17 protein-coding genes are annotated in these 18,037 nt (G+C 70.0%); 9 read left to right on the plus strand and 8 right to left on the minus strand.

Going from position 1 to position 18,037, the window contains the following annotated elements; all coding sequences use genetic code 11:
* Nucleotides 1-108: 108 nt before the first annotated feature.
* Nucleotides 109-1,038 (minus strand): alpha/beta hydrolase, encoded by a 930-nt coding sequence (locus tag OHB41_RS00900; protein WP_266696031.1) that lies wholly within the window; start codon nucleotides 1,036-1,038, stop codon nucleotides 109-111.
* A gap of 409 nt (nucleotides 1,039-1,447) precedes the next feature.
* On the opposite strand from OHB41_RS00900, the gene OHB41_RS00905 reads away from it, so the two are divergent.
* The gene (locus tag OHB41_RS00905) at nucleotides 1,448-2,512 is read left to right on the plus strand and encodes an Lrp/AsnC family transcriptional regulator (RefSeq protein WP_266696032.1); all 1,065 of its coding nucleotides are present in this window, start codon (nucleotides 1,448-1,450) and stop codon (nucleotides 2,510-2,512) included.
* Between the two features lie 84 nt (nucleotides 2,513-2,596).
* Here OHB41_RS00905 and OHB41_RS00910 read toward each other — a convergent pair whose 3' ends face one another.
* Nucleotides 2,597-3,532, minus strand: coding sequence for a LysR family transcriptional regulator (locus OHB41_RS00910; RefSeq protein ID WP_266696033.1), 936 nt, complete (start codon nucleotides 3,530-3,532; stop codon nucleotides 2,597-2,599).
* A 160-nt stretch (nucleotides 3,533-3,692) separates the two neighbouring features.
* Between OHB41_RS00910 and OHB41_RS00915 the strand changes: the two genes are divergently transcribed.
* From OHB41_RS00915 to OHB41_RS00935, 5 genes are all read left to right on the plus strand, one after another.
* Entirely contained in the window at nucleotides 3,693-4,973 is a 1,281-nt protein-coding gene (locus OHB41_RS00915; RefSeq protein ID WP_266696034.1) for an MFS transporter, read from the plus strand.
* A gap of 155 nt (nucleotides 4,974-5,128) precedes the next feature.
* Nucleotides 5,129-5,725, plus strand: coding sequence for an RNA 2',3'-cyclic phosphodiesterase (thpR, locus tag OHB41_RS00920; RefSeq protein WP_266696035.1), 597 nt, complete (start codon nucleotides 5,129-5,131; stop codon nucleotides 5,723-5,725).
* Nucleotides 5,726-6,124: 399 nt separating this feature from the next.
* Entirely contained in the window at nucleotides 6,125-6,580 is a 456-nt protein-coding gene (locus OHB41_RS00925; RefSeq protein ID WP_266696036.1) for a phospholipase, read from the plus strand.
* Between the two features lie 763 nt (nucleotides 6,581-7,343).
* Nucleotides 7,344-7,637, plus strand: a complete 294-nt coding sequence (locus OHB41_RS00930) for an ArsR/SmtB family transcription factor (protein WP_266705562.1) — start codon at nucleotides 7,344-7,346, stop codon at nucleotides 7,635-7,637.
* Nucleotides 7,634-8,020 (plus strand): VOC family protein, encoded by a 387-nt coding sequence (locus OHB41_RS00935; RefSeq protein ID WP_266696037.1) that lies wholly within the window; start codon nucleotides 7,634-7,636, stop codon nucleotides 8,018-8,020. Before OHB41_RS00930 ends, OHB41_RS00935 begins: the two co-directional genes overlap by 4 nt.
* Nucleotides 8,021-8,430: 410 nt before the next feature.
* On the opposite strand, the gene OHB41_RS00940 is transcribed toward OHB41_RS00935, so the two are convergent.
* Nucleotides 8,431-9,276, minus strand: coding sequence for an MOSC domain-containing protein (locus tag OHB41_RS00940; RefSeq protein ID WP_266696038.1), 846 nt, complete (start codon nucleotides 9,274-9,276; stop codon nucleotides 8,431-8,433).
* Nucleotides 9,277-9,644: 368 nt separating this feature from the next.
* On the opposite strand from OHB41_RS00940, the gene OHB41_RS00945 reads away from it, so the two are divergent.
* Together OHB41_RS00945 and OHB41_RS00950 are read left to right on the plus strand one after the other, a co-directional pair.
* Nucleotides 9,645-10,481 (plus strand): alpha/beta fold hydrolase, encoded by an 837-nt coding sequence (locus OHB41_RS00945; RefSeq protein ID WP_323138337.1) that lies wholly within the window; start codon nucleotides 9,645-9,647, stop codon nucleotides 10,479-10,481.
* A 319-nt stretch (nucleotides 10,482-10,800) separates the two neighbouring features.
* Nucleotides 10,801-11,151: a hypothetical protein gene (locus OHB41_RS00950; protein WP_266696039.1), complete on the plus strand. Its 351-nt coding sequence runs from the start codon at nucleotides 10,801-10,803 to the stop codon at nucleotides 11,149-11,151.
* A gap of 265 nt (nucleotides 11,152-11,416) precedes the next feature.
* On the opposite strand, the gene OHB41_RS00955 is transcribed toward OHB41_RS00950, so the two are convergent.
* Nucleotides 11,417-11,914 (minus strand): MarR family winged helix-turn-helix transcriptional regulator, encoded by a 498-nt coding sequence (locus OHB41_RS00955; protein ID WP_266696040.1) that lies wholly within the window; start codon nucleotides 11,912-11,914, stop codon nucleotides 11,417-11,419.
* Between the two features lie 373 nt (nucleotides 11,915-12,287).
* Nucleotides 12,288-13,229: a D-2-hydroxyacid dehydrogenase family protein gene (locus tag OHB41_RS00960; protein ID WP_266696041.1), complete on the minus strand. Its 942-nt coding sequence runs from the start codon at nucleotides 13,227-13,229 to the stop codon at nucleotides 12,288-12,290.
* A 711-nt stretch (nucleotides 13,230-13,940) separates the two neighbouring features.
* Here OHB41_RS00960 and OHB41_RS00965 point away from each other — a divergent pair.
* Complete coding sequence (locus OHB41_RS00965) at nucleotides 13,941-14,219, plus strand: hypothetical protein (RefSeq protein ID WP_266696042.1); 279 nt, start codon at nucleotides 13,941-13,943, stop codon at nucleotides 14,217-14,219.
* Between the two features lie 142 nt (nucleotides 14,220-14,361).
* Here OHB41_RS00965 and OHB41_RS00970 read toward each other — a convergent pair whose 3' ends face one another.
* The 3 genes from OHB41_RS00970 to OHB41_RS00980 form a co-directional block, all read right to left on the minus strand.
* Entirely contained in the window at nucleotides 14,362-15,675 is a 1,314-nt protein-coding gene (locus OHB41_RS00970; protein WP_266696043.1) for an MFS transporter, read from the minus strand.
* A 188-nt stretch (nucleotides 15,676-15,863) separates the two neighbouring features.
* Entirely contained in the window at nucleotides 15,864-16,598 is a 735-nt protein-coding gene (locus OHB41_RS00975; protein WP_266696044.1) for an SDR family NAD(P)-dependent oxidoreductase, read from the minus strand.
* 475 nt (nucleotides 16,599-17,073) lie between these two features.
* A complete protein-coding gene (locus OHB41_RS00980; protein WP_266696045.1) occupies nucleotides 17,074-17,565 on the minus strand; it encodes a MarR family winged helix-turn-helix transcriptional regulator in 492 nt (163 codons plus the stop codon).
* Nucleotides 17,566-18,037: the final 472 nt, after the last annotated feature.

An 18,037-nucleotide genomic window follows, 5' to 3' on the forward strand; every position in this document is an offset into this window, starting at 1 on the left:
CCGGAGCCACCACTTCACCTTTCTCTGGGCACCCGGGATCCGGGACTCGGGACTGGGACCCGGGACGTGGGACCTGGGACCCTTGACCCGGGGAGCCTCACCCCTTGCTCACGTACGGTCCCCTCCTCCGGGCACGGCGTTCGCACGGGCCAGGTTTTTGTGCAGGAACGCGATCTCCGCCTCGACGGCCTCTTCGTGTGCCTCCAGGAACGGGGCGTAGTGACGGCCTGCCAGGTGCAGTACCTCGGCGTCCGGGGCGTTGTGGGCCGCCTCGACGGCGGGGCCGGGGAGGGCGCTCCGGTCCTGGTCGCAGACGACCACGAGCAGGGGGCACCGGGTCCGGGGGGCGCGGAGCCCGGGCCGGTACCCGCCGATCCGCAGCGCGATCCGTGCGGCGACCGTCTGCTCCCAGTCCGTGTAGCGGTGGTCGGGGTCCAGGGCCCGGTCACCGTCCATCGCGTCGGGCGTGGTGAGTGAGGCGACGGCGCCGCGTACTCCGGCGGTGGGGATCAGCAGCGGAGGCCGTCCCAGGAGGCCGCCGAGCGCGTCCGCGACCGCGCGGCCGAAGAGCCGGAGCAGCGCGAGAGGTGTCATGGAGCGCAGCGCGTTGGGAGCCGCCGCCCGGCCGTCGACGAGTGGCGACTGCGCGATCACGGAGGCCAGCCGCGGGTTGTCGGCCGCGACACGGAAGACATGGCCGCCCGAGAGGGAGAAGCCCCAGAGTGAGATTCCGTCGGGATCGACGCCGGGCAGACCGGCCGCGAAGTCGATCGCGGCCTGCCAGTCGGCGCGTTGGTCGTCGAAGCGGACGACCTGGCGCGGCGTACCCCCGCTCTCCCCGAACCGGCGGTAGTCGAAGGCCAGGACGGCGAAGCCGGCGTCGTTGAACCGTCGGGCGAAGAGATCCGAGGCGGGCTCCTTCGCCACGGCGATACCTCCGGCCATGATCACGCAGCCGCCGTTGGTGCCCGGATAGTGCCAGGCGGCGCACGTGGTGTCACCGCTGGCGAAGAGTACTTTTTCGCGTTGCCTGGACATGGTCACAGGGGCCTCCGTGGGTGTGAGTCGATCCGTGGTTCTCGGGGCTCTCTCGGTTCTCGGGGCTCTCTCGCGGACTCGCCGGGCGCGGGATGGGCAGCCGCAGGATGGGCGGCCCCGCGGTCCGGCACGCGCCGTGGTCGCGCCGCGGTCGCGCCGCGGGCCCCGATTCGCCGGGTCGCGGGTGGCGACCCGGCAGCTGCCGCCTACCGCCTGTCGGCTATCGGCTATCGGCTGGCCACGACCGGGGGCCAGTTGTGCGGGTCGAGGGTCAACGGGTGCTCCTTCCATGGCTACTCGATACCGCCGACGCGGGTCTGCCGCGGCGCGGAGTACGTACCGTCCATGGTTGGGGCGAGGTCTGCGGGACAGGCCGCGCGAGACGCCGAAATGAGCGAAACTTGCCGCCATGGCACACGTAGCGGCGGATTCCGTACTGAGCCTCACGGACCAGCGGCTGGTGGCCGCCCTGCAGTGGGACGGCCGTCTCAGCGCGGAACGGGCGGCCCAGGTGCTGGACCTCAGCCCCGCCACCGTGCGCCGCCGCCTGCACGCGTTCAGCTCCGACGGCACCGTACGCGTGGTGATCTCACCGGTCGCGCGACCGCGCAACGGGGGTTCGGCCGGGGCTCTGTTCCTGCGGATCCGGGTGCTGCGGGGAAAGCTCGACACGATCGTGGCCGCGCTCGCGGCGCGCGAGGACATCCCGTTCATCGACGTCACCACCTCGGGTGACGAGATCTTCGCGGTGGCCCGTACGGAGCCGGGTTCGCGCGACCCGCTCGTCTTCCGCCAACTTCCCTCCACCCAGGCGGTCACGTCCCTGGAGAGCGCCACCATCCTGCACGTCTTCCGGCTCACCTCGGAGTGGCGTCACGCCGTCCTGACGCCGGCCGAGCGCGCGGCCCTGAGCCCGGCCGGTCCGGACCGGGGGCCGGCCTCCGTCGGGTCTCCAGGCCCGTACGGCGTCGACACCGATCCCCTGGAACAGTCCCTCATCGACGCCCTCACCCCTGACGCGCGCCTCTCGGCCGCGGCCCTGGCCGCCCACACCGGTCACCCGGAGACGACGGTCCGCCGGCGGATCGCCCGACTGACGGCCCAGGACCGGCTGGTCACCCAGGTCCTGGTCGACCCCCGCCGTATCGGGCTGCCCATCGAGGCCAAGCTCCTGCTGCACGTGGCCCCCGACCATCTGGCCGCGGCGGGGCAGGCGCTGGCCGACCATCCTTCGGTGCACGGCGCGTTCGCGACCTCGGGGCCCTCGAACCTGCACGCGGCGGCCTACTTCCCCGACCTGGCCGCCCTCTACGGCTTCCTCTCCCGCGACCTGGTCGGCCTGGGGATCACGCAGGTCGAGACTGCCATCGTCAGCCGCGCTGCCAAGCGCACGCCCCCGTTGGGCCTCGCCCAGCCCTCCCCCGCCGTTGCGCGACGCCGGCAACCGGCCCGCGCGGGGCTCGGCCAGGGCTGAGAACCGGCCTGCCGAGCGCTTCCCGTTCGGGTACGGCGGCCGGATGCGACGGCGTCCGTGCGGGTGGCGCGTGGACGGCGGCGTTCAGCGCGGAAGGACCCAGTCCGGCGCCCAGGTCCCGGCGGCGTCATGGCCGGCCGTTGTGGCGTCGAGGTGGGCGCGGAGGGTGGCCAGCGCCGGGTGGGGGTTGTCACGGTGCCACAGGAGCGAGTGCGGGTAGACGGGCGTCGGGTCGGTCACCGGGATGCGGCGCAGGCCGTGGCCGGCGGGCCAGACGAGGCGGGTCTGCCCACCCATGAAGGTGGCGAGGGCCGGGGTGTCGGCGATGGTGTCGAGGAGGGCGTCGGAGCCGAAGTTGGGCCCGGTCGCCTCGATGGTGAGGCCGAACTCGGCGACGAGGTCGTCGTAGTAGGCGGCCCACTCGGTACCGGGAACGATGCCGGGCATCCAGATCCGGTGCCCGGCGAGCTGGGCGAGGGGCACCGACCGGGCGCCTGCCAGCGCGTGGGCGGGGCCGGTGAGGAGCTCGAGCGGCTCGTCGAGGACCCGGACGGACTCGATGTCCGCGGGCAGGGGCCGACCGGGCACGGCGACCGCGCGGAAGGACGCGTCGATCGCGCCGGAGCGGATGGCGGCGACGGCCGTCTCGATGTCGAACAGCATCACCACGTCGAGGTCGATCTCGGGGTGTGCGCGGTGGAAGCCGCGCAGCAGGCCCGCCGCCGCACCGCGCGAGGCGATCACGTCGACGCGCAGCGGACGCCGGCCGGTGCGCACCGACGCGACCGCGCGTTCGGCGACGCGCAGCAGCTCGCGCGCGTGGGGCAGGAACGCCTGCCCGTCGATGGTGAGTTCGGCGCCGCGAGCGGTGCGGGTGAACAACCGCACGCCGAGGATGCGCTCCAACGCGGCGATGCGCTTGGAGACGGCCTGCTGGGTGACCGCAAGCTCGGCGGCGGCCTCCTGGAACTGCCCCGCGTCGGCGGCGGCGACGAAGGTCCGGACGGTGTCGAGGTCCATATCGGCAGCCTACGGGCACAACCGTTGGTTGTGGCCAGGCGGTCCTGTGGTTGTTTGACCTCTGGGTGCCGCGCTCGCTTTGATGCTGCCGGTCGCGGATCGGTTGTGCGGGTGAGGTACGCGAGTGAGGTGTGCGGGTGAGGGGCGAGGGGCGGCGGGGATGAGAAGCGGGCACAGAAGTGGGCACAGGCTGGGACGTCTGCGCGGGCATCGGCTGGGCCGGCGGTTCGGGTGGTTCTGGGGAGCGTACGGAACCAGCGCGCTCGGCACGTGGCTCGCCTTCGGCGCGTTCCCATTGATCGCCATCCGGGTGCTGCACACCGGACCGGCCGAGGTCGCCGCGCTCTCCTCCGTGGGGGCCGCGGTGGGCGCCGCCGTGGCGGTGCCGCTCGGCCCGTGGGTGGAGTTCCGCCGCAAGGGGACGGTGCTGATCGCGATGGACCTGGTGCGGTTCGCGGCGCTGCTGACGATTCCCGCCGCGTTCGCGATCGGCGCGCTCACCTTCCTTCAGCTCCTGCTGGTCTCGGTCGTCGTCGCGGCGGCCGACATCACCTTCCGCGCCGCCTCCGGCGCGTACCTGAAGTCGCTGCTGGCGGCCGAGGACCTGCTGGTCGCCAACGCCCGGTTCGAGTCCACGGCCTGGACGACCACCATCATCGGGCCGCCGTTGGGCGGCGCCGCGATCGGGCTCCTCGGCCCGGTGGCGACGGTGGTGGCCGACGCGGTCAGCTACCTGCTCTCGGCCCTGGGCATCCGCGCGGCGGGCGGCCACGAGCCGCCGCCCGAACGCCGGGAGGCCGCACGCATGCGGGCCGGGGACCTGCTCGACGGCTGGCGGTACATCCTCGCCGAAGCGACGCTGCGTCCGCTCTTCTTCAACACCGCCTTGTTCAACGGTCTGGTGATGGCCACCCAACCGCTGCTGGCCGTCCTGATGCTCGACCGGCTCGGGTTCGCACCGTGGCAGTACGGTCTCGCCTTCGCCGCGCCCTCGATCGGCGGCCTGCTCGGTTCGCGGCTGGCCCGACCGCTCGTGACCCGGTTCGGGCAGCACCGGGTCCTGGTCGTGACCGGGGCGCTACGCGCGCTCTGGCCCGTCGGCCTGGCCCTCCTCGGACCGGGCACCGGCGGGCTGCTGCTGGTGATGGGCGTCGAGCTCGGGCTCATCTTCTGCTGCGGGGTCTTCAACCCCGTCTACGCCACCTACCGCCTCGAGCGCACCGCGACCGACCGGGTCACCCGCACACTGTCCGCCTGGGCGGTGACGACCAAGGCCTCGACCGCGCTCCTGACGGCCGTCTGGGGCGTACTGGGCGGCCTGCTCGGCCCGCGCACGGCCATCGGGCTGGCCGGCGTGCTCCTGCTGGCGACCCCGCTGCTGCTCCCCCGCCGCGCGGCGGCGCGTCTCCGCGATCCGGAGCCGTCACCGAGCCGCACCTGACGGCCACCACGGCCACCACGGCCTTCACCGGCAGGCAGGCCGAGCCCGCACCGGGTCGGTTCACCGTCCCCCTCCCCCCTCCGGGTCGCCCTCGCCGTCGCCCCGCAGCACCCGGGCCGTCGCACCCACCGCCCGGATGCGATAGGAAGTCCGGTGTGAACGACCAGACCCCACCCGCGACCGTTCGCGTGTTCATCGCGCTCGCCCCGCCCGACCACGCGAAAGAGGAACTGGCCCGGGAGCTGCGCCCCGCCTACGGCACCCACCCTCACATGCGGTGGAACCGCATCGAGGACTGGCACATCACCCTGGCGTTCCTCGGAGAGCTGCCGGCCGAGACAGTTCCGCTCCTGCGACCGCCTCTCGCCGGACTCGCAGCCGACCGCCGGCCCTTCTGCCTGGCACTGCGCGGCAGTGGAACCTTCGACGGCCGGGTGCTGTGGAGCGGAATCGACGGAGACCTCGACGAGCTGCACATGCTCGCCGCCGATGTGCGCACCACCGTCAAGAACTGCGGGGTCGCCTTCGAGGACCGGCCTCTGCGCCCCCATCTGACGCTGGCCCGTGCCCGCCGAGGAGACCGGTCCTCGGCGGAGGAGATCGCCGAAGGGTTCGCCGGATTCACCGGCCGCGGATGGCCTGCCGAACGTCTGCACCTGGTCGGCAGCAACGCCGGCCGCAGCCGCGGACCGATCCACTACCGCGACATCGCCGCATGGGCCCTCGGCGACCCAGGCACCACCGGCTCCTGAACGAGCCGGCAGCGCACAGGGGAACGGGACCGCCCCCGGGTCCCCCACTGAACTCGCCGCGCCGGCCCGGCGAGCCACGTCGGGCGCTCCCGCCCCGAACGACCCCTGCCGAAACCCACCCCCCTTCTTCTCCCGACGCGCATCCTGGCCATCGGGCCGCCCACCGGCTCCACTCGGACGGAGAGCACCAGACACGACGACTGCGGTGGACGAGCAGACACCCATGCCGCCGGTGTAACCCCCGCCCGCCCGGACGACGAACCGCAACTTCCGGTACTCACACCAGAATTCATTTCTCGTTGAACCACCAAGATCTATGCAAGCGCACGCACCTCACCGATCCTTGTTGTCATGCACCTGCGGCCCGGCTGGCGGGCCGCGGATTCATGGAGGTGTGGAATGCGCCGAAGACTCGCCACCGCTCTCACCGCGTCCAGCCTGTCCCTGGTAGCCCTCATCGGCACCGCGAGCACCGCACAGGCCGCCGTCCCCGCCGACAAGGCGCAGGTACTGTCGAGCTGGACCCAGACCAGCGCGTCCAGCTACAACACCTGGGCAGCGGCCCGATCGAACCAAGCCGCCTACGCGGCCTACCAGTTCGACTGGTCGACGGACTACTGCTCCACCTCCCCCGACAACCCCTTCGGCTTCCCGTTCGCCACCTCCTGCGCACGGCACGACTTCGGATACCGCAACTACAAGGCCGCGGGCACCTTCTCCGCCAACAAGTCCCGCCTCGACAGCGCTCTTTACGAGGACCTCAAGCGCGTGTGCGTCAACTACAGCGGCGCCACGAAGACGGCGTGTGACGGCACGGCATGGACCTACTACCAGGCGGTCAAGGCCTTCGGCTGACCGACCCGCCCCAGGACGCAGCGGGTCACGAGGCCGTCCGAACCTCTCGTGGCCCGCTGCGCCGGGGCTCCTTCCAGGCACGCCGTCGGGCCCACCGTCCGCCGCGCCGCCCACGTCTCGGTGACAAACCCCGAGCGCACGCCCGGCCGTCTCGGTCACCGACACTGAGCCGGCGGCCACAGCGGGGCGTGGCCCAGGGGCGGGTGCCGCAACCATCAGGCCCGGCGAAGGTCAGCCGACCCAGTCCGCCAGGAATGAGAGGGCCTCCGCGTTCACGACGTCTGGCGCCCTACCTGAAACAGGTGGCCGCACCGAGGGAGGACCACGCCCCGAACATCGCGGGCGACTCCCCCTTCCCTGCCGACGGCGGCGTTCCTACGCTTCGCCCACCGCGCTGAAGCCTTCTCGCCGCCAGCGCGGCGGTGAGCGGCCCAGACCCAGACCCGGGCCCAGGCCCAGGCCCAGGCCCACAGCCGGTTTATCCCATGGCCCGTTCCTCATCGGTGCGCTGCGCCAGTGGTTCGTCGAATGAAGACCTCTCGGCGATCTCGCCGATCTCCGTGGCCGAAGGCCCGGTCCACCCGCTGAAGGACACGTTCGCGCGCCGCACCTGCACCTTGAGAAACGCCGGCAAGCTCAGCCCCGCCCGGCATGGCCGTGACGATCACCCACTACACATCGGCGTCGGCACCGGCACCGGCACCGGCACCGGCACCGGCACCCAGGTTGATAGGCAAGGAGATACTTGCCTATGGCGTCGGCCATGGCGGACGATGTCTTCAAGGCACTCGCCGACCCGACCCGTCGGCGCATCCTTGACGAGCTGGTGGAACGGGACGGGCAGACCCTGTTCGAGATATGCGCACGGCTGGTGACGAAGCACGGTCTGGGGATGTCCCGCCAGGCGATAAGCCAGCACTTGGCCGTACTCGAATCCGCTGGCCTGATCGTTTCGCGGCGCCAGGGCCGCTACAAGTTCCACGATCTGAACACCGAACCTCTTGAGCGCATCGTGACCCGATGGCTCAGGCCCGATGCACCGGAGAGCAGCCCATGAAGATCCACCTGTCCAGTGTCTTCGTCGACGACCAGGAGAGGGCCCTGCGTTTCTACACCGACGTGCTGGGCTTCGTGAAGAAGCACGACGTCCCCCTGGGCGAGGACCGGTGGCTGACCGTCGTCTCGCCGGAAGATCCGGACGGGACGGAACTGCTGCTTGAGCCCTCCGGTCATCCCGCGGTGCAGCCGTACAAAACCGCGCTGGTCCAGGACGGCATCCCGGCGACCTCCTTCGCCGTGGACGATGTACAGGCGGAGTTCACCCGGCTGCGCGACCTCGGGGTGTACTTCACCCAGGAGCCACTGGAGATGGGCCCGGTCACCACCGCGGTACTGGACGACACCTGCGGCAATCTGATCCAGATCGTGCACAGCAAGTAGGACGGCCGCCCCGACACTCATCCCGGACCGCTGTACCTCGACTACTCGACTACTGGGTGAATGCCCTGCCGTCGAAGGGAGCCACTGGCCGCCCCGCGCGAGTGCCGCCGGGCCGCCAGTGGCTTCCCGGCCTGACTACGTCCGTCCGGTCGGGTGGAAGGCCCCGCGGGGGTCGGCTCCCTGTCGGCAGGACCCAGTACCGGTCAACAGGCCCACGCCGTGCTGACACCTCGGAAACCAGGTGATCACGAGGTCTGGCCCTCCACTCTGTACCGGCTCGACTGCTCGGCCGTCCAGGAGGCGAGGATGCGCGGTGCGTCGTACGACGGGCTGCCTGGCGGACAACGGAGTCGGACTGCCGTGAACCCTTGACGGGCAGCGCGCATCACCAGGCGGCGAGGTCCACCTCGTCACGGTCCGTCCTGTCGCGTGATCGAGTCGCCCAGCCGGACCGTGCCTGGTTCCAGGACATCCAGGTACACCCCGAGGCACGCCAGCCGGCCCAGGTGGAAGACGGGTATCCGGTGCTCACGGGCGATCGCACGCATGATGCCAGGGTCGGCCCCCAGCCCGTCATGACCGAGGGTGGGAACCACACAGCGGGGCGTGGGAACCACCACTTGGAACAGCGCTTCGCCCACGCGTAGTCGCCGGTCCACCCAGGTGTCCTCCACGAAATCCTTTCTTCCGCCGGTGTCGACAACCAGGTTCGGCCGGAAGCGGCGCGGATCGAAGTCACTGTCGGGATACCCGGCCCGGAGTCCCGCCAAGGAGGACGTCGTGACGAGGTGGACCTTGCCGAAGTCGAAGAACGTCCCCGCAGCGACGTTGCCGACGGTGATCTCCTCCCCCGTACCGTCCACGGAAGCCGTCGCGCGGACGACGTCGGGGACACCGCCTTCGTACCGGGGGACGGCGCGCTCGAGTGTGCTGTCCGCTGGGGCAGTGGCCGAGACGGACACGTGGCGGCCCAGCAGCTTGGACAGCCGTAGGTCGAGATCGGGGTCTCCGACGGGGAGCGTCACACCGTCGGGCAGTTCCACCTCGACGGCGCCGTCATCGGTCAACCGGCTGCGGCAGTTCAGCAGTTGTCCCCACTTGCGGGGGTGCTTGACGCTCCCGATCGCGCCGGTGTCGTCGAGGACGGCATACGTCCTGTCCCCGGCTAACCCCGCATGGGTGACGACCGCGGACAGCAATGGCTCTCCGAGCATGGATTTCACCGGATACCGGCACAGCGCAGCCACAGTCCCCATGGAGATCAATCATGGCACCGGCCACGGCACATCAGCCAGATCGCCGACGCGAAGCGATCACGCCCGAACTCGACTCAGCACCAAGCCTGTTGGGCTCGACACATCACCGGGGGCGCCCGACTCGGCCCATCCGGGGAGAAGTCAGCGCCCCAGTGGCGTCTCGCCGGGCCAGAAGCCGGGCCCGGCGTCCGGCCGCGGACGGACCTCACGCCCACGACGACTACCGACAGCACTGCACCTGGGAGACGACTCGGGCGTGCGGGAGCGGCGCCCGGCTGACCTCGCGAAGGGGCCGCCCGCCTTCGATCTTGACAATCCACTGCCGCGACCTGAAGGCTGACCAACCAGTCGGTATGAAGGATGAGATCTTGACCAAGCTGAGCATCTCCACTGCCGCTGGCGTGTTCGACGCCATTACGGCGGGACCGTCCGAGGGCCGCCCGGTACTGCTGCTGCACGGTTTCCCCCAGACCGCGCTGGCGTGGCAACAGCAGATCGCGGCGTTGACCGCGTGCGGCTACCGTGTCGTGGCACCCGACCAGCGTGGCTACTCCCCCGGTGTCCGCCCCGATCGGCCCGAGGACTACCGCATGGGTGCGCTGGTCGACGACGTCGTCGCGATCACGGAGGAACTGGGCTGGGCGACGTTCGACCTGGTCGGCCACGACTGGGGAGGCGCGGTGGCGTGGTGGACGGCGGACGCCCACCCCGGCCTCGTCCGTACCCTGACCGTTGTCTCGACCCCGCACCCCGGCGCTCTGGCCGGCGCCCTGCGCAGCGATCCGGACCAGCGCGCACGATCCCACTACATGATCGACTGGCGCGAGACCCCCTCGACCGAGGACCGCATGCTCGCCGACGATGCCCGGCAGCTTCGTAGCGTCTACGCCGGAAAGGTCCCGCAGGCCAGTGTCGACGCCTACGTACGGCAACTGTCGCAGCCGGGCGCGCTCACCGCGGCACTGAACTGGTACCGGGCCGGTCGCCCCGACGCGACGATCGGGCTCATCGATGTGCCCACGCTGTACGTCTGGAGCACGCAGGACGCCGCGTTCGGTCCCGCGGCCTCGCAGGAGACCGAACAGTGGGTCAGCGGACCGTACCGGTTCGAGACACTCCACGACGTCAGCCACTGGATTCCCGAAGAAGCACCCGAAGCGCTGAACGGTCTGCTGCTCGAACATCTGCAAGCCCACGGCGAGTAGGGCGCCACGGCGCACACCCCGCCTGTCGATTCCTGCGGCGACGCCGCGCGGACCTCGGACCGAGCGGACCCACAGAACACCCCGACTGCTGGGGACTCGGGGGGCTGACAGCGCGGCCCCGGGGCCGGTGGCGTACCCGTGCCGGGCACGCCACCGGTCCGGTCCACGTCGAGTCGGCAGGGGTACGGTAGCGGCGGTCAACCCTCGACCAGATCGCCCGTCGCCGTCGCGGCAGAAAGGTGGGAGGTCGGGGTCTCCAAGAGCAGCAGGACCAGGGGCGGCAGCCACCTGCGAACGCGCTGCCCGACAGATTGCCCGCATGTCTTCCGCACTTGTCGTCGGCTACGACCCGCAAGCGATACCCGGCGTCGACGGGCAGGCGCTTCGCGCGGCTCTCGACGCGGAGTTGGCCCGGTTCGGCGAGCACGGCATCAACGCGGCCATGGCACCGGTCACGTTCGACGAATCGGCCGAGTCCACGCTCGCCGCGTCGCTGACCGAGCGCCCCTGGGATCTCGTGGTCGTCGGCGGTGGGATCCCGAAGCCCGAACAGCTTCTTCCGCTCTTCGAGGAGGTCGTGAACCTGATTCGCCGTCATTCGCCCCAGGCAGCGATCGCGTTCAACACCGGTGGCGGAGACAGCGTCGAGGCGGCACAGCGCTGGCTCTGAACTCCGGCCGCCCGATGGCTAGACCGTTTTGGTTCGATCACCGGCGGACCAATGGAAGATGCCTGCGGATGTGCCGACACGAGTGGGCACTCCGGCATGGCCGCAACGAACGGCCTCCTCGGCGTCCGCCCGCTCCCGTTGGGACCGATTAGACCTTTCCTTCATCGTGCCGAACATACGGGGTAGCCGTTTAGGGGACCGCGGATGCAGGCAACCGGCCACGACACCACGAGGACGCCCGCGCGGTGTGCGCGACCCGGTGGGCTCAGCGTACGGGCGAGTCGATGCGCTGCAGGATGCGCTCGGCGTCCTGGCCGAGTCGGCGCAGGCGCTCGTTGGACAGGTTGTCCACCACGAGGTGCCGCACATAGGCCACATGCTCCGGCGCGGCCGATTCCAGCTTCCTCATGCCGTCGGCCAGGAGGATGGCGTTGGTGAAGCGTCCATCGCTCGGATCGGGTTCACGCCGGAGGTAACCCCGGCTTTCCAGTCGCTTCACCAGGTGCGACAGACGGGACAGTGACGAACTGGTGCGCTCGGCCAGCACGCTCATGCGCAACGTCCACTCGGGGGCCTCGGCCAGCATCGCCATGGCCATGTACTCGACCATGCTCAGCTCCGCGTCGCGCTGCAACTGGGCATCCAGGGCCCACGGGAGCCGGGTGATCAGGCGTACCACCGACATCCACGACGCCAGTTCGGCCGGCGCCAGCCACAGGTCGGCATGCTCATCGGCCTGCCGCGACGCGTCGGGGGTGGTCACCTGCCGAGCGTATCAGCCACGTGTACGACGGTCTGGACCGTCTGCCGTTGACGGTCGACCAAGGCTGCTACCGCTGCCTCCGGGTCGTCCTCCGCGCTGCGGACGAGGCCGGCTCGAAGCACACGCTCGCTGATGCAGTCGGCCAGTCAATGCCCGGGTAGGTGAGGGAAGTTGCTGACGCCGAACCCGCGGGGACGCTGGCGGTGATCCAGGCGGTCGCTCGCCGCTTCAGCCGCCTGTCCGCCCAACCGGAACTGATCCGACGCCGCCCCCTGACCGTCTGGCGGCATCAGCCAGGGGGCGGTCGCAGCCACACCGCGCTCGGAGGCGGATCCTCGATCCGCCGCCTCAACAACCCTGCGGGTCAATGCACCTAGCCAATGACGCGGATAGGCCGCCCCGCTCGGAATGCGGCGATGTCCTCCACGGCGTCGCGGTAGAAGACCTCGTACAGTTCGCGGGTCACGTAGCCGATATGCGGGGTGAGCACGGTGTTCGTCAGCGTGCGGAAGGGGTGGTCAGGAGGCAGCGGCTCGGTGTCGTAGACGTCGAGCGCGGCGCACCTGATCGCCTCGCGGCGCAGGGCGTCCAGCAGTGCGTCCTGGTCGACGATCGGGCCGCGCGAGGTGTTCACCAGGATCGCGGACGGCTTCATCGCGGCGAGTTCGGACCTGCCGACCAGCCCTCGGGTCCGGGGACTGAGCACGAGGTGCACCGACAACACGTCCGCCTCGGCGAAAAGCTCTTCCTTGGTCACCGCCCGCACTCCGTGCTCGGCCGCGCGTTCCGGCGTGAGGTTCTCACTCCAGGCGATGGTGTCCATGCCGAAGGCCTGGCCGATCCTCGCCACCCGACTGCCCAGGTTTCCCAGTCCGAGGAGGCCGAGGGACTTTCCGCGCAGCTCGGTGCCGACCGTGCGCTGCCAACCCCCGTCCCGCATGGATCGTTCCTCCGTCGGCAGGTTCCGTGCCGCGGCGAGGATCAGCGCCCAGGTGAGTTCGACCGTGGGCTCGGGGTAATACCCGGTTCCAGAGACGACGACTCCTTGCCGGGCGGCGGCCGCCAAGTCGATAGCGGCGTTGCGTGGACCGGTGGTGACCAGCAGTTTCAGATCGGGCAGCCGGCCCAGAACATCGGCTGTGAAAGGGGTGCGCTCGCGCATGGCGACGACTGCCTCGAAGCCGGCGAGCCTGCGGACCAGTTCGTCGACGTCCGGGATGTGGCTGTCGAACACCTCCACCTCAGCGTTCAGACCGCTCCAGTCGGCACAGTCGAGCGCGACGTTCTGATAGTCGTCAAGTACTGCGATCTTCATGCGGGCGATGCTAATGGAGCGAGTCGGGATATGGCCGCAAGGTGTCCACAGGTCCAGGTCGACGACGCCGCGGTCGTCCGGGGTGCAGCCTGCCCGCACGCGCCCGACCCTGCCGTCCCGTGCGACGCGTGAGCACCGCCCGCCCTCGCCCGCGGCCCACACATGCGACGAACGTCAGACAGCCGTAGACCCTTCGTCGCAGTCACTTCAATCTTCAAGTCGATCTGTCACGCGAAGTGGACAGAACGGCAGAACCGAGCCGCTCGACGCCAAGCATGAGCCGGTGCGTCAGGCCAGTTGAACCGGCATTCCCAGAGAAACAGGTGAGCGTACACATGGGCACGCCGACGTTTCCTCGCTCTATGACTTGAACATTCACGTCATTCGGCAGTATCGCTCCACTTGAACGTTGAACATTCTGGATCCAGGGTCGGCGACCTGGTGGCAAGAACGTCCAGAGATCCCACGGGACTCCGGCGGCTCGCAACGGTCCCTGCCCCGGCTCCCCCGACGGAGGGGAAGCGCACCATGAACGCACGTCCGTCCCTGCTGAGTGCCGGTGGTCCTCACCAGCCGGCGCGATCTCTAGTGCCTGCCGCGCGACATTGACGAGGGGGTGAGGGATGGGCCGCCGCCCCGGCCAAGGCCCTGGACTACCCGTGGACCCATCACATCGCCGGGCACATGGGCCGCCTCGGCACCCGTGCCGACATGACCACCTATCAGCAGTACGTCGACGACATCGTCGACGGAGTGAAGGCCGCGCTGGCCGACGTCGACCCGACCCCGTTCTTCACCAAGTACGGCGACAACACCTGGGCCGCGGTCAAGACCTACCAGGACGCGCAGACCGCGTACGCCGCCGCTCCGGTCATCAAGAAGTACACCGGTGTCCTGGCCGCCGCCGACGTCTACACCACCAGCACCGCGTTCATCATCCTCGAGTCCATACGCCTCGACCTCGGCTACGGCTCCCAGGTCCACTCCTGAGCACTACGGGGGCCGTTTCCCGCCGGCTGTGAAACGACGGCGGAGAGGAATGCTCCCACCTGGATCACCTCACACGCCTCGGTGCAAGCGGTCAGCGCGAACGCCCGCGCCGGGGCAACAGGACAGCCAGGTGCGGTCGTGGTCAGTGACGACGTAGAACGGGTTCATCGTCGGGATCCGGCGAAGGCGGGGAACCACTCGTCGGTCGCCGGGCGGTCGGCAGGTCTCGGGTCCGCCCGATCGGGGAGAAGTACAGGATCAGTGCGGCAAGCGGAACTCCCGCTGTCGTGATGACCATTGCGGTGCGGATGCCGAGCACGGTTCCGAGCGCGCCGCCCAGCAGCGCTCCGAGAGGGATCGTCCCGTAGCTGAGGAATGCAGTGCTCGCGGTGAGACGGCCGAGGAGTTCCGGCGGGCAGTAGCGCTGCTGGAAGCTCGCCTTGATGATGTTGCCGCCCACGACACCGGCGCAGACGCAGAATCCGCCGGTGACAAAGAGCAGGACGCCGACTCCGGGGACGGTCAGCGGGATGAGCAGGGCGAACAGCGGAAGTCCCAGTTCGAACAGCAGTGTTGCGCGGGCGGTGCCGATTCGGTCGGCGACCCGGCGTGCGGCGAAGGCACCGGCCACGCCTCCCGCGCTGGTGGCCGCGATGAGTGCGCCGACCGGCCCCGGGGCCAGGCCGACAGTCCGGACCAGAAAGACGACCTGGATCGACTGGTATCCCATCAGGGCCAGGTTGGAGGCGGCTCCGAAGAGTGTCAACGCCCGGAACCAGGGGTCGTTGGCTATCAGCGACAGGCCTTCGCGAACCTCACCGACCAGTGTTGCGGGGCGATGCCCGGCTCTGGTGACGGGTGGCTCGCTATGCCGGATGCCCGCGAGGCAGAGCAGGGAGGCGAGGAAGGTCGCGGCGTTGGCGAACATGCCGTTCGCGGCACCCGCCAGCTGTGCGATGAGACCGCCGGAGCCGAGCCCGGCGATCTGCGCGGCGGACGCACTGCCGTGCAGCTTGGCGTTGCCCTCGGGCTGGTCATCAGGTTCCAGAATGCTGGGGAGATAGGCACTGTAGGCGGTCTGGAAGAACACCGCCGCCGTGCCCGTCAGCAGTGCGACGGACAGCAGCAGTCCGGTACTCAACCAGCCGAACCATGCGGCGACCGGCACGCCGGCGAAGAGCAGCAGGGAGACCGCGGCGGCGGCCAGCATGATCGGCCTGCGCCGCCACCGGTCCACCCAGACACCGGCTGGGAGACCGATGAACAGCCACGGGGCCCAGGCGGCCGCGCTCAGCAGACCGACCTCGAACGTATTGGCGTCCAGGGTGGAGACCGCGACCAACGGCATCGCGACTCCGGTGACGGACGCACCGAACTTGCCGGCGGTCTCGCCGCACCACAGCAGTCGGAAGTCTCGGTGTCGACGCAGAAGGCCACCGCGTGTGCTCTGGCTCATGAGGTAGCACGCTACTGGCGGGGCGCGTCCGTCCGGTGATCGAGGTGCCCGCCCGCCAGGGCGACGGAGAGAGCTGGTTGGCGAGACCGGAACGCGCCGACGAGAGCCGTGGACGGGCTGATGGCGTGGCCCCGGTCCTGGCGGGTGCGCCGCGGGATGCATCCCGCCCGGACCGGGACCCGCGGCGGTCAGCCGATGGCGGGGCGTCCACCGGCGACTTCGAGGACGACCCCGGTGATGTAACTGGCGCGCCGGGAGGCCAGGAAGACGACGGCCTCGGCGACCTCCTCGGGCTCGGCGATGCGGCGCAGAGCGGTCGTGTCGGCGATGGCCTGCAGGGAGTCGGCGTCCATGGAGTCGGTTCCCGGGGTGCGGGTGGGTCCGGGGGCGACGGCGTTGACGCGGATGCCCTGCTCGGCGAACTCGGCGGCCCACACGGCGGTGAGCTGCTCGAGTGCGGCCTTGGACGCGGCATACATGCCGGTGCCCTTGGCGGCGACCGCGACGGCGAGGGTGCTGATGTTCACGATCGAGCCGCGGCCTCGCCGAGCCATCCCAGGGGCCAGAGCGCGGACGAGCACGTACGGGGCCTTGGTGTTGAGATCCATGTGCAGGTCGAAGAGTTCCGGGGTCATCTCCGACGTCGGCCGGAACTTGTAGACGCCCGCGTTGTTGACGAGTACGTCGACGTCTCCGGCTTCGCGGGCCAGGCGCTCGACGTCTGCGGGGTCACTGAGATCTGCCTGGACGAAGCGGGCGGTCCCTCCGGCCTTCTCGATCTCGGTGACGACGTCGGCTCCGCGGTCCTCGTCGCGGCCGTGGACCACGATCTCCGCGCCTTCGTGTGCGAGCTGGAGGGCCACGGCGCGGCCGATACCGGCGGTGGCGCCGGTGACGAGAGCGGTGAGTCCGGACATTCCCATGGTTCATTCCTTCGCGTGCTGTGGGCGTGTTGCCGTCGGTGAGCCGCCACGGTGGAGGCGGTGCCACTGCCACGGAGAGGGGCGGCGCTGGTGACTTGCGCGGAGCCGAAGATCAGGATGCCATTACGAAAAAGCGAACTTCATCTTTGAAGCCCCCTTCATCAGTGTCGCTGACGTTAACATGCCCGGCCGCCTCCCCCTCCGGAGCACGCGCGGGTACGGCAGCAGTCACTCGCCTCGCTTGCCCGACAGGCGGGTGGTTCAGGCGGTTGCGCTGCGTGAGGGCTCGTGCCGGGTGAGGGGAACCGCGAAACGGAGGCGAACGTCTGCCCGACGCCTGGGGTGTTAGGTGGCCTGGACCGCAGCGTGATCAGTGTGCGGTCACGCAGGGCGGCCGTGGCCGGGCAGACGCCGGATTGTCGAGCTCATGAGTGCGGCCCGCGGCGAGGATCCTGTCCGTCGAACGCGGTCTCTACTACGACGCGTCGGCGTCGAACCCGGGAGCCAGGTCGGCCACCCGGTCGAGGAGCTTCACCAGGTGACCGTAGTCGTCCTCGGACAGTGCCTCGCGCAGGCCGTGTTCGACACGCTGGGAGAGGGACTTCGCGGCGGCGGCCCGCTCCACACCCGCCGGAGTGAGGGACACGAGCATGACGCGGCCGTGGTCCGGCGAGGCGTGGCGCTCGACCAGCCCCTTGGCTTCGAGGTTCTTGACGATGCCGGTCATCGTCTGCGAGGTGACCAGGCCCTCACGGGACAACTGGGTGCACGACTTCGCCACACCGCCGGTCAGGTAACCCAGCACCTTGCACTGCGACTCCGTCAGGTCCAGGCTCCGCACGCCGTTGGCCTTGCGCGCCACGATGGACTGTTCGGCCCGCTTGAGGTGAAAGCTGAGCATGGTCTCGGGGACCACCGGCGCGGGCTGGGCAGCGGCCGGCTCGCGGGTCTTCTTCGCCTGTGGCATCGCTGTCGGGCCTGCCTCTCCTGGAGCCGTTCACTAAATCATAACGCTTCACGAATGCAGGAACCTGCATGGAATAAGGCCGCTCGGGTATCGCCCCTCAGACGGACTGGAGGCCCTACGCGCCGAAGCTGACACCGCCACAGCAGATCCGCTCGCCCTGCGGTCGGCTCAAGACCCACGACCCACGACGCGCTGACACCGCGCCACTTCCTTGACGACTCACTTCTGGCTCAGCGCACGGCTCCCAAGGACCTTGAGAGGGAACCGAGTTCACTCATCCGCGCCGTCCAGGATCGGTCCCTCCCGACTGAAGCTCCTGCGTCGACATGCCGGGTACGCGGCAGCCACGAAAACGCCATCGCCTGGCACGACGGCCCGTATCCACTCCACCAGTTGTGCAGGGACTGCGCGGTCAGTCCCGCCCTATCAGCGAACCGGTGCGTCTGACGCGACGCCGGCGGCCCGGCCACCC

The sequence above is a fragment of the Streptomyces sp. NBC_01571 genome (genome assembly GCF_026339875.1).
GTDB lineage: Bacteria > Actinomycetota > Actinomycetes > Streptomycetales > Streptomycetaceae > Streptomyces.

Bases quoted from the DNA above. Each gene is read 5' to 3' on its own strand.
- OHB41_RS00915 (WP_266696034.1), top strand. From the start codon at position 3,693: ATGAGAAGCGGGCACAGAAGTGGGCACAGGCTGGGACGTCTGCGCGGG.
- OHB41_RS00940 (WP_266696038.1), bottom strand. From the start codon at position 9,276: ATGGGGACTGTGGCTGCGCTGTGCCGGTATCCGGTGAAATCCATGCTC.
- OHB41_RS00970 (WP_266696043.1), bottom strand. From the start codon at position 15,675: ATGAGCCAGAGCACACGCGGTGGCCTTCTGCGTCGACACCGAGACTTC.
- OHB41_RS00960 (WP_266696041.1), bottom strand. From the start codon at position 13,229: ATGAAGATCGCAGTACTTGACGACTATCAGAACGTCGCGCTCGACTGT.
- OHB41_RS00930 (WP_266705562.1), top strand. From the start codon at position 7,344: ATGGCGGACGATGTCTTCAAGGCACTCGCCGACCCGACCCGTCGGCGC.
- OHB41_RS00980 (WP_266696045.1), bottom strand. From the start codon at position 17,565: ATGCCACAGGCGAAGAAGACCCGCGAGCCGGCCGCTGCCCAGCCCGCG.
- OHB41_RS00910 (WP_266696033.1), bottom strand. From the start codon at position 3,532: ATGGACCTCGACACCGTCCGGACCTTCGTCGCCGCCGCCGACGCGGGG.
- OHB41_RS00905 (WP_266696032.1), top strand. From the start codon at position 1,448: ATGGCACACGTAGCGGCGGATTCCGTACTGAGCCTCACGGACCAGCGG.
- OHB41_RS00935 (WP_266696037.1), top strand. From the start codon at position 7,634: ATGAAGATCCACCTGTCCAGTGTCTTCGTCGACGACCAGGAGAGGGCC.
- OHB41_RS00925 (WP_266696036.1), top strand. From the start codon at position 6,125: ATGCGCCGAAGACTCGCCACCGCTCTCACCGCGTCCAGCCTGTCCCTG.
- OHB41_RS00900 (WP_266696031.1), bottom strand. From the start codon at position 1,038: ATGTCCAGGCAACGCGAAAAAGTACTCTTCGCCAGCGGTGACACCACG.
- OHB41_RS00975 (WP_266696044.1), bottom strand. From the start codon at position 16,598: ATGGGAATGTCCGGACTCACCGCTCTCGTCACCGGCGCCACCGCCGGT.
- OHB41_RS00965 (WP_266696042.1), top strand. From the start codon at position 13,941: ATGACCACCTATCAGCAGTACGTCGACGACATCGTCGACGGAGTGAAG.
- OHB41_RS00950 (WP_266696039.1), top strand. From the start codon at position 10,801: ATGTCTTCCGCACTTGTCGTCGGCTACGACCCGCAAGCGATACCCGGC.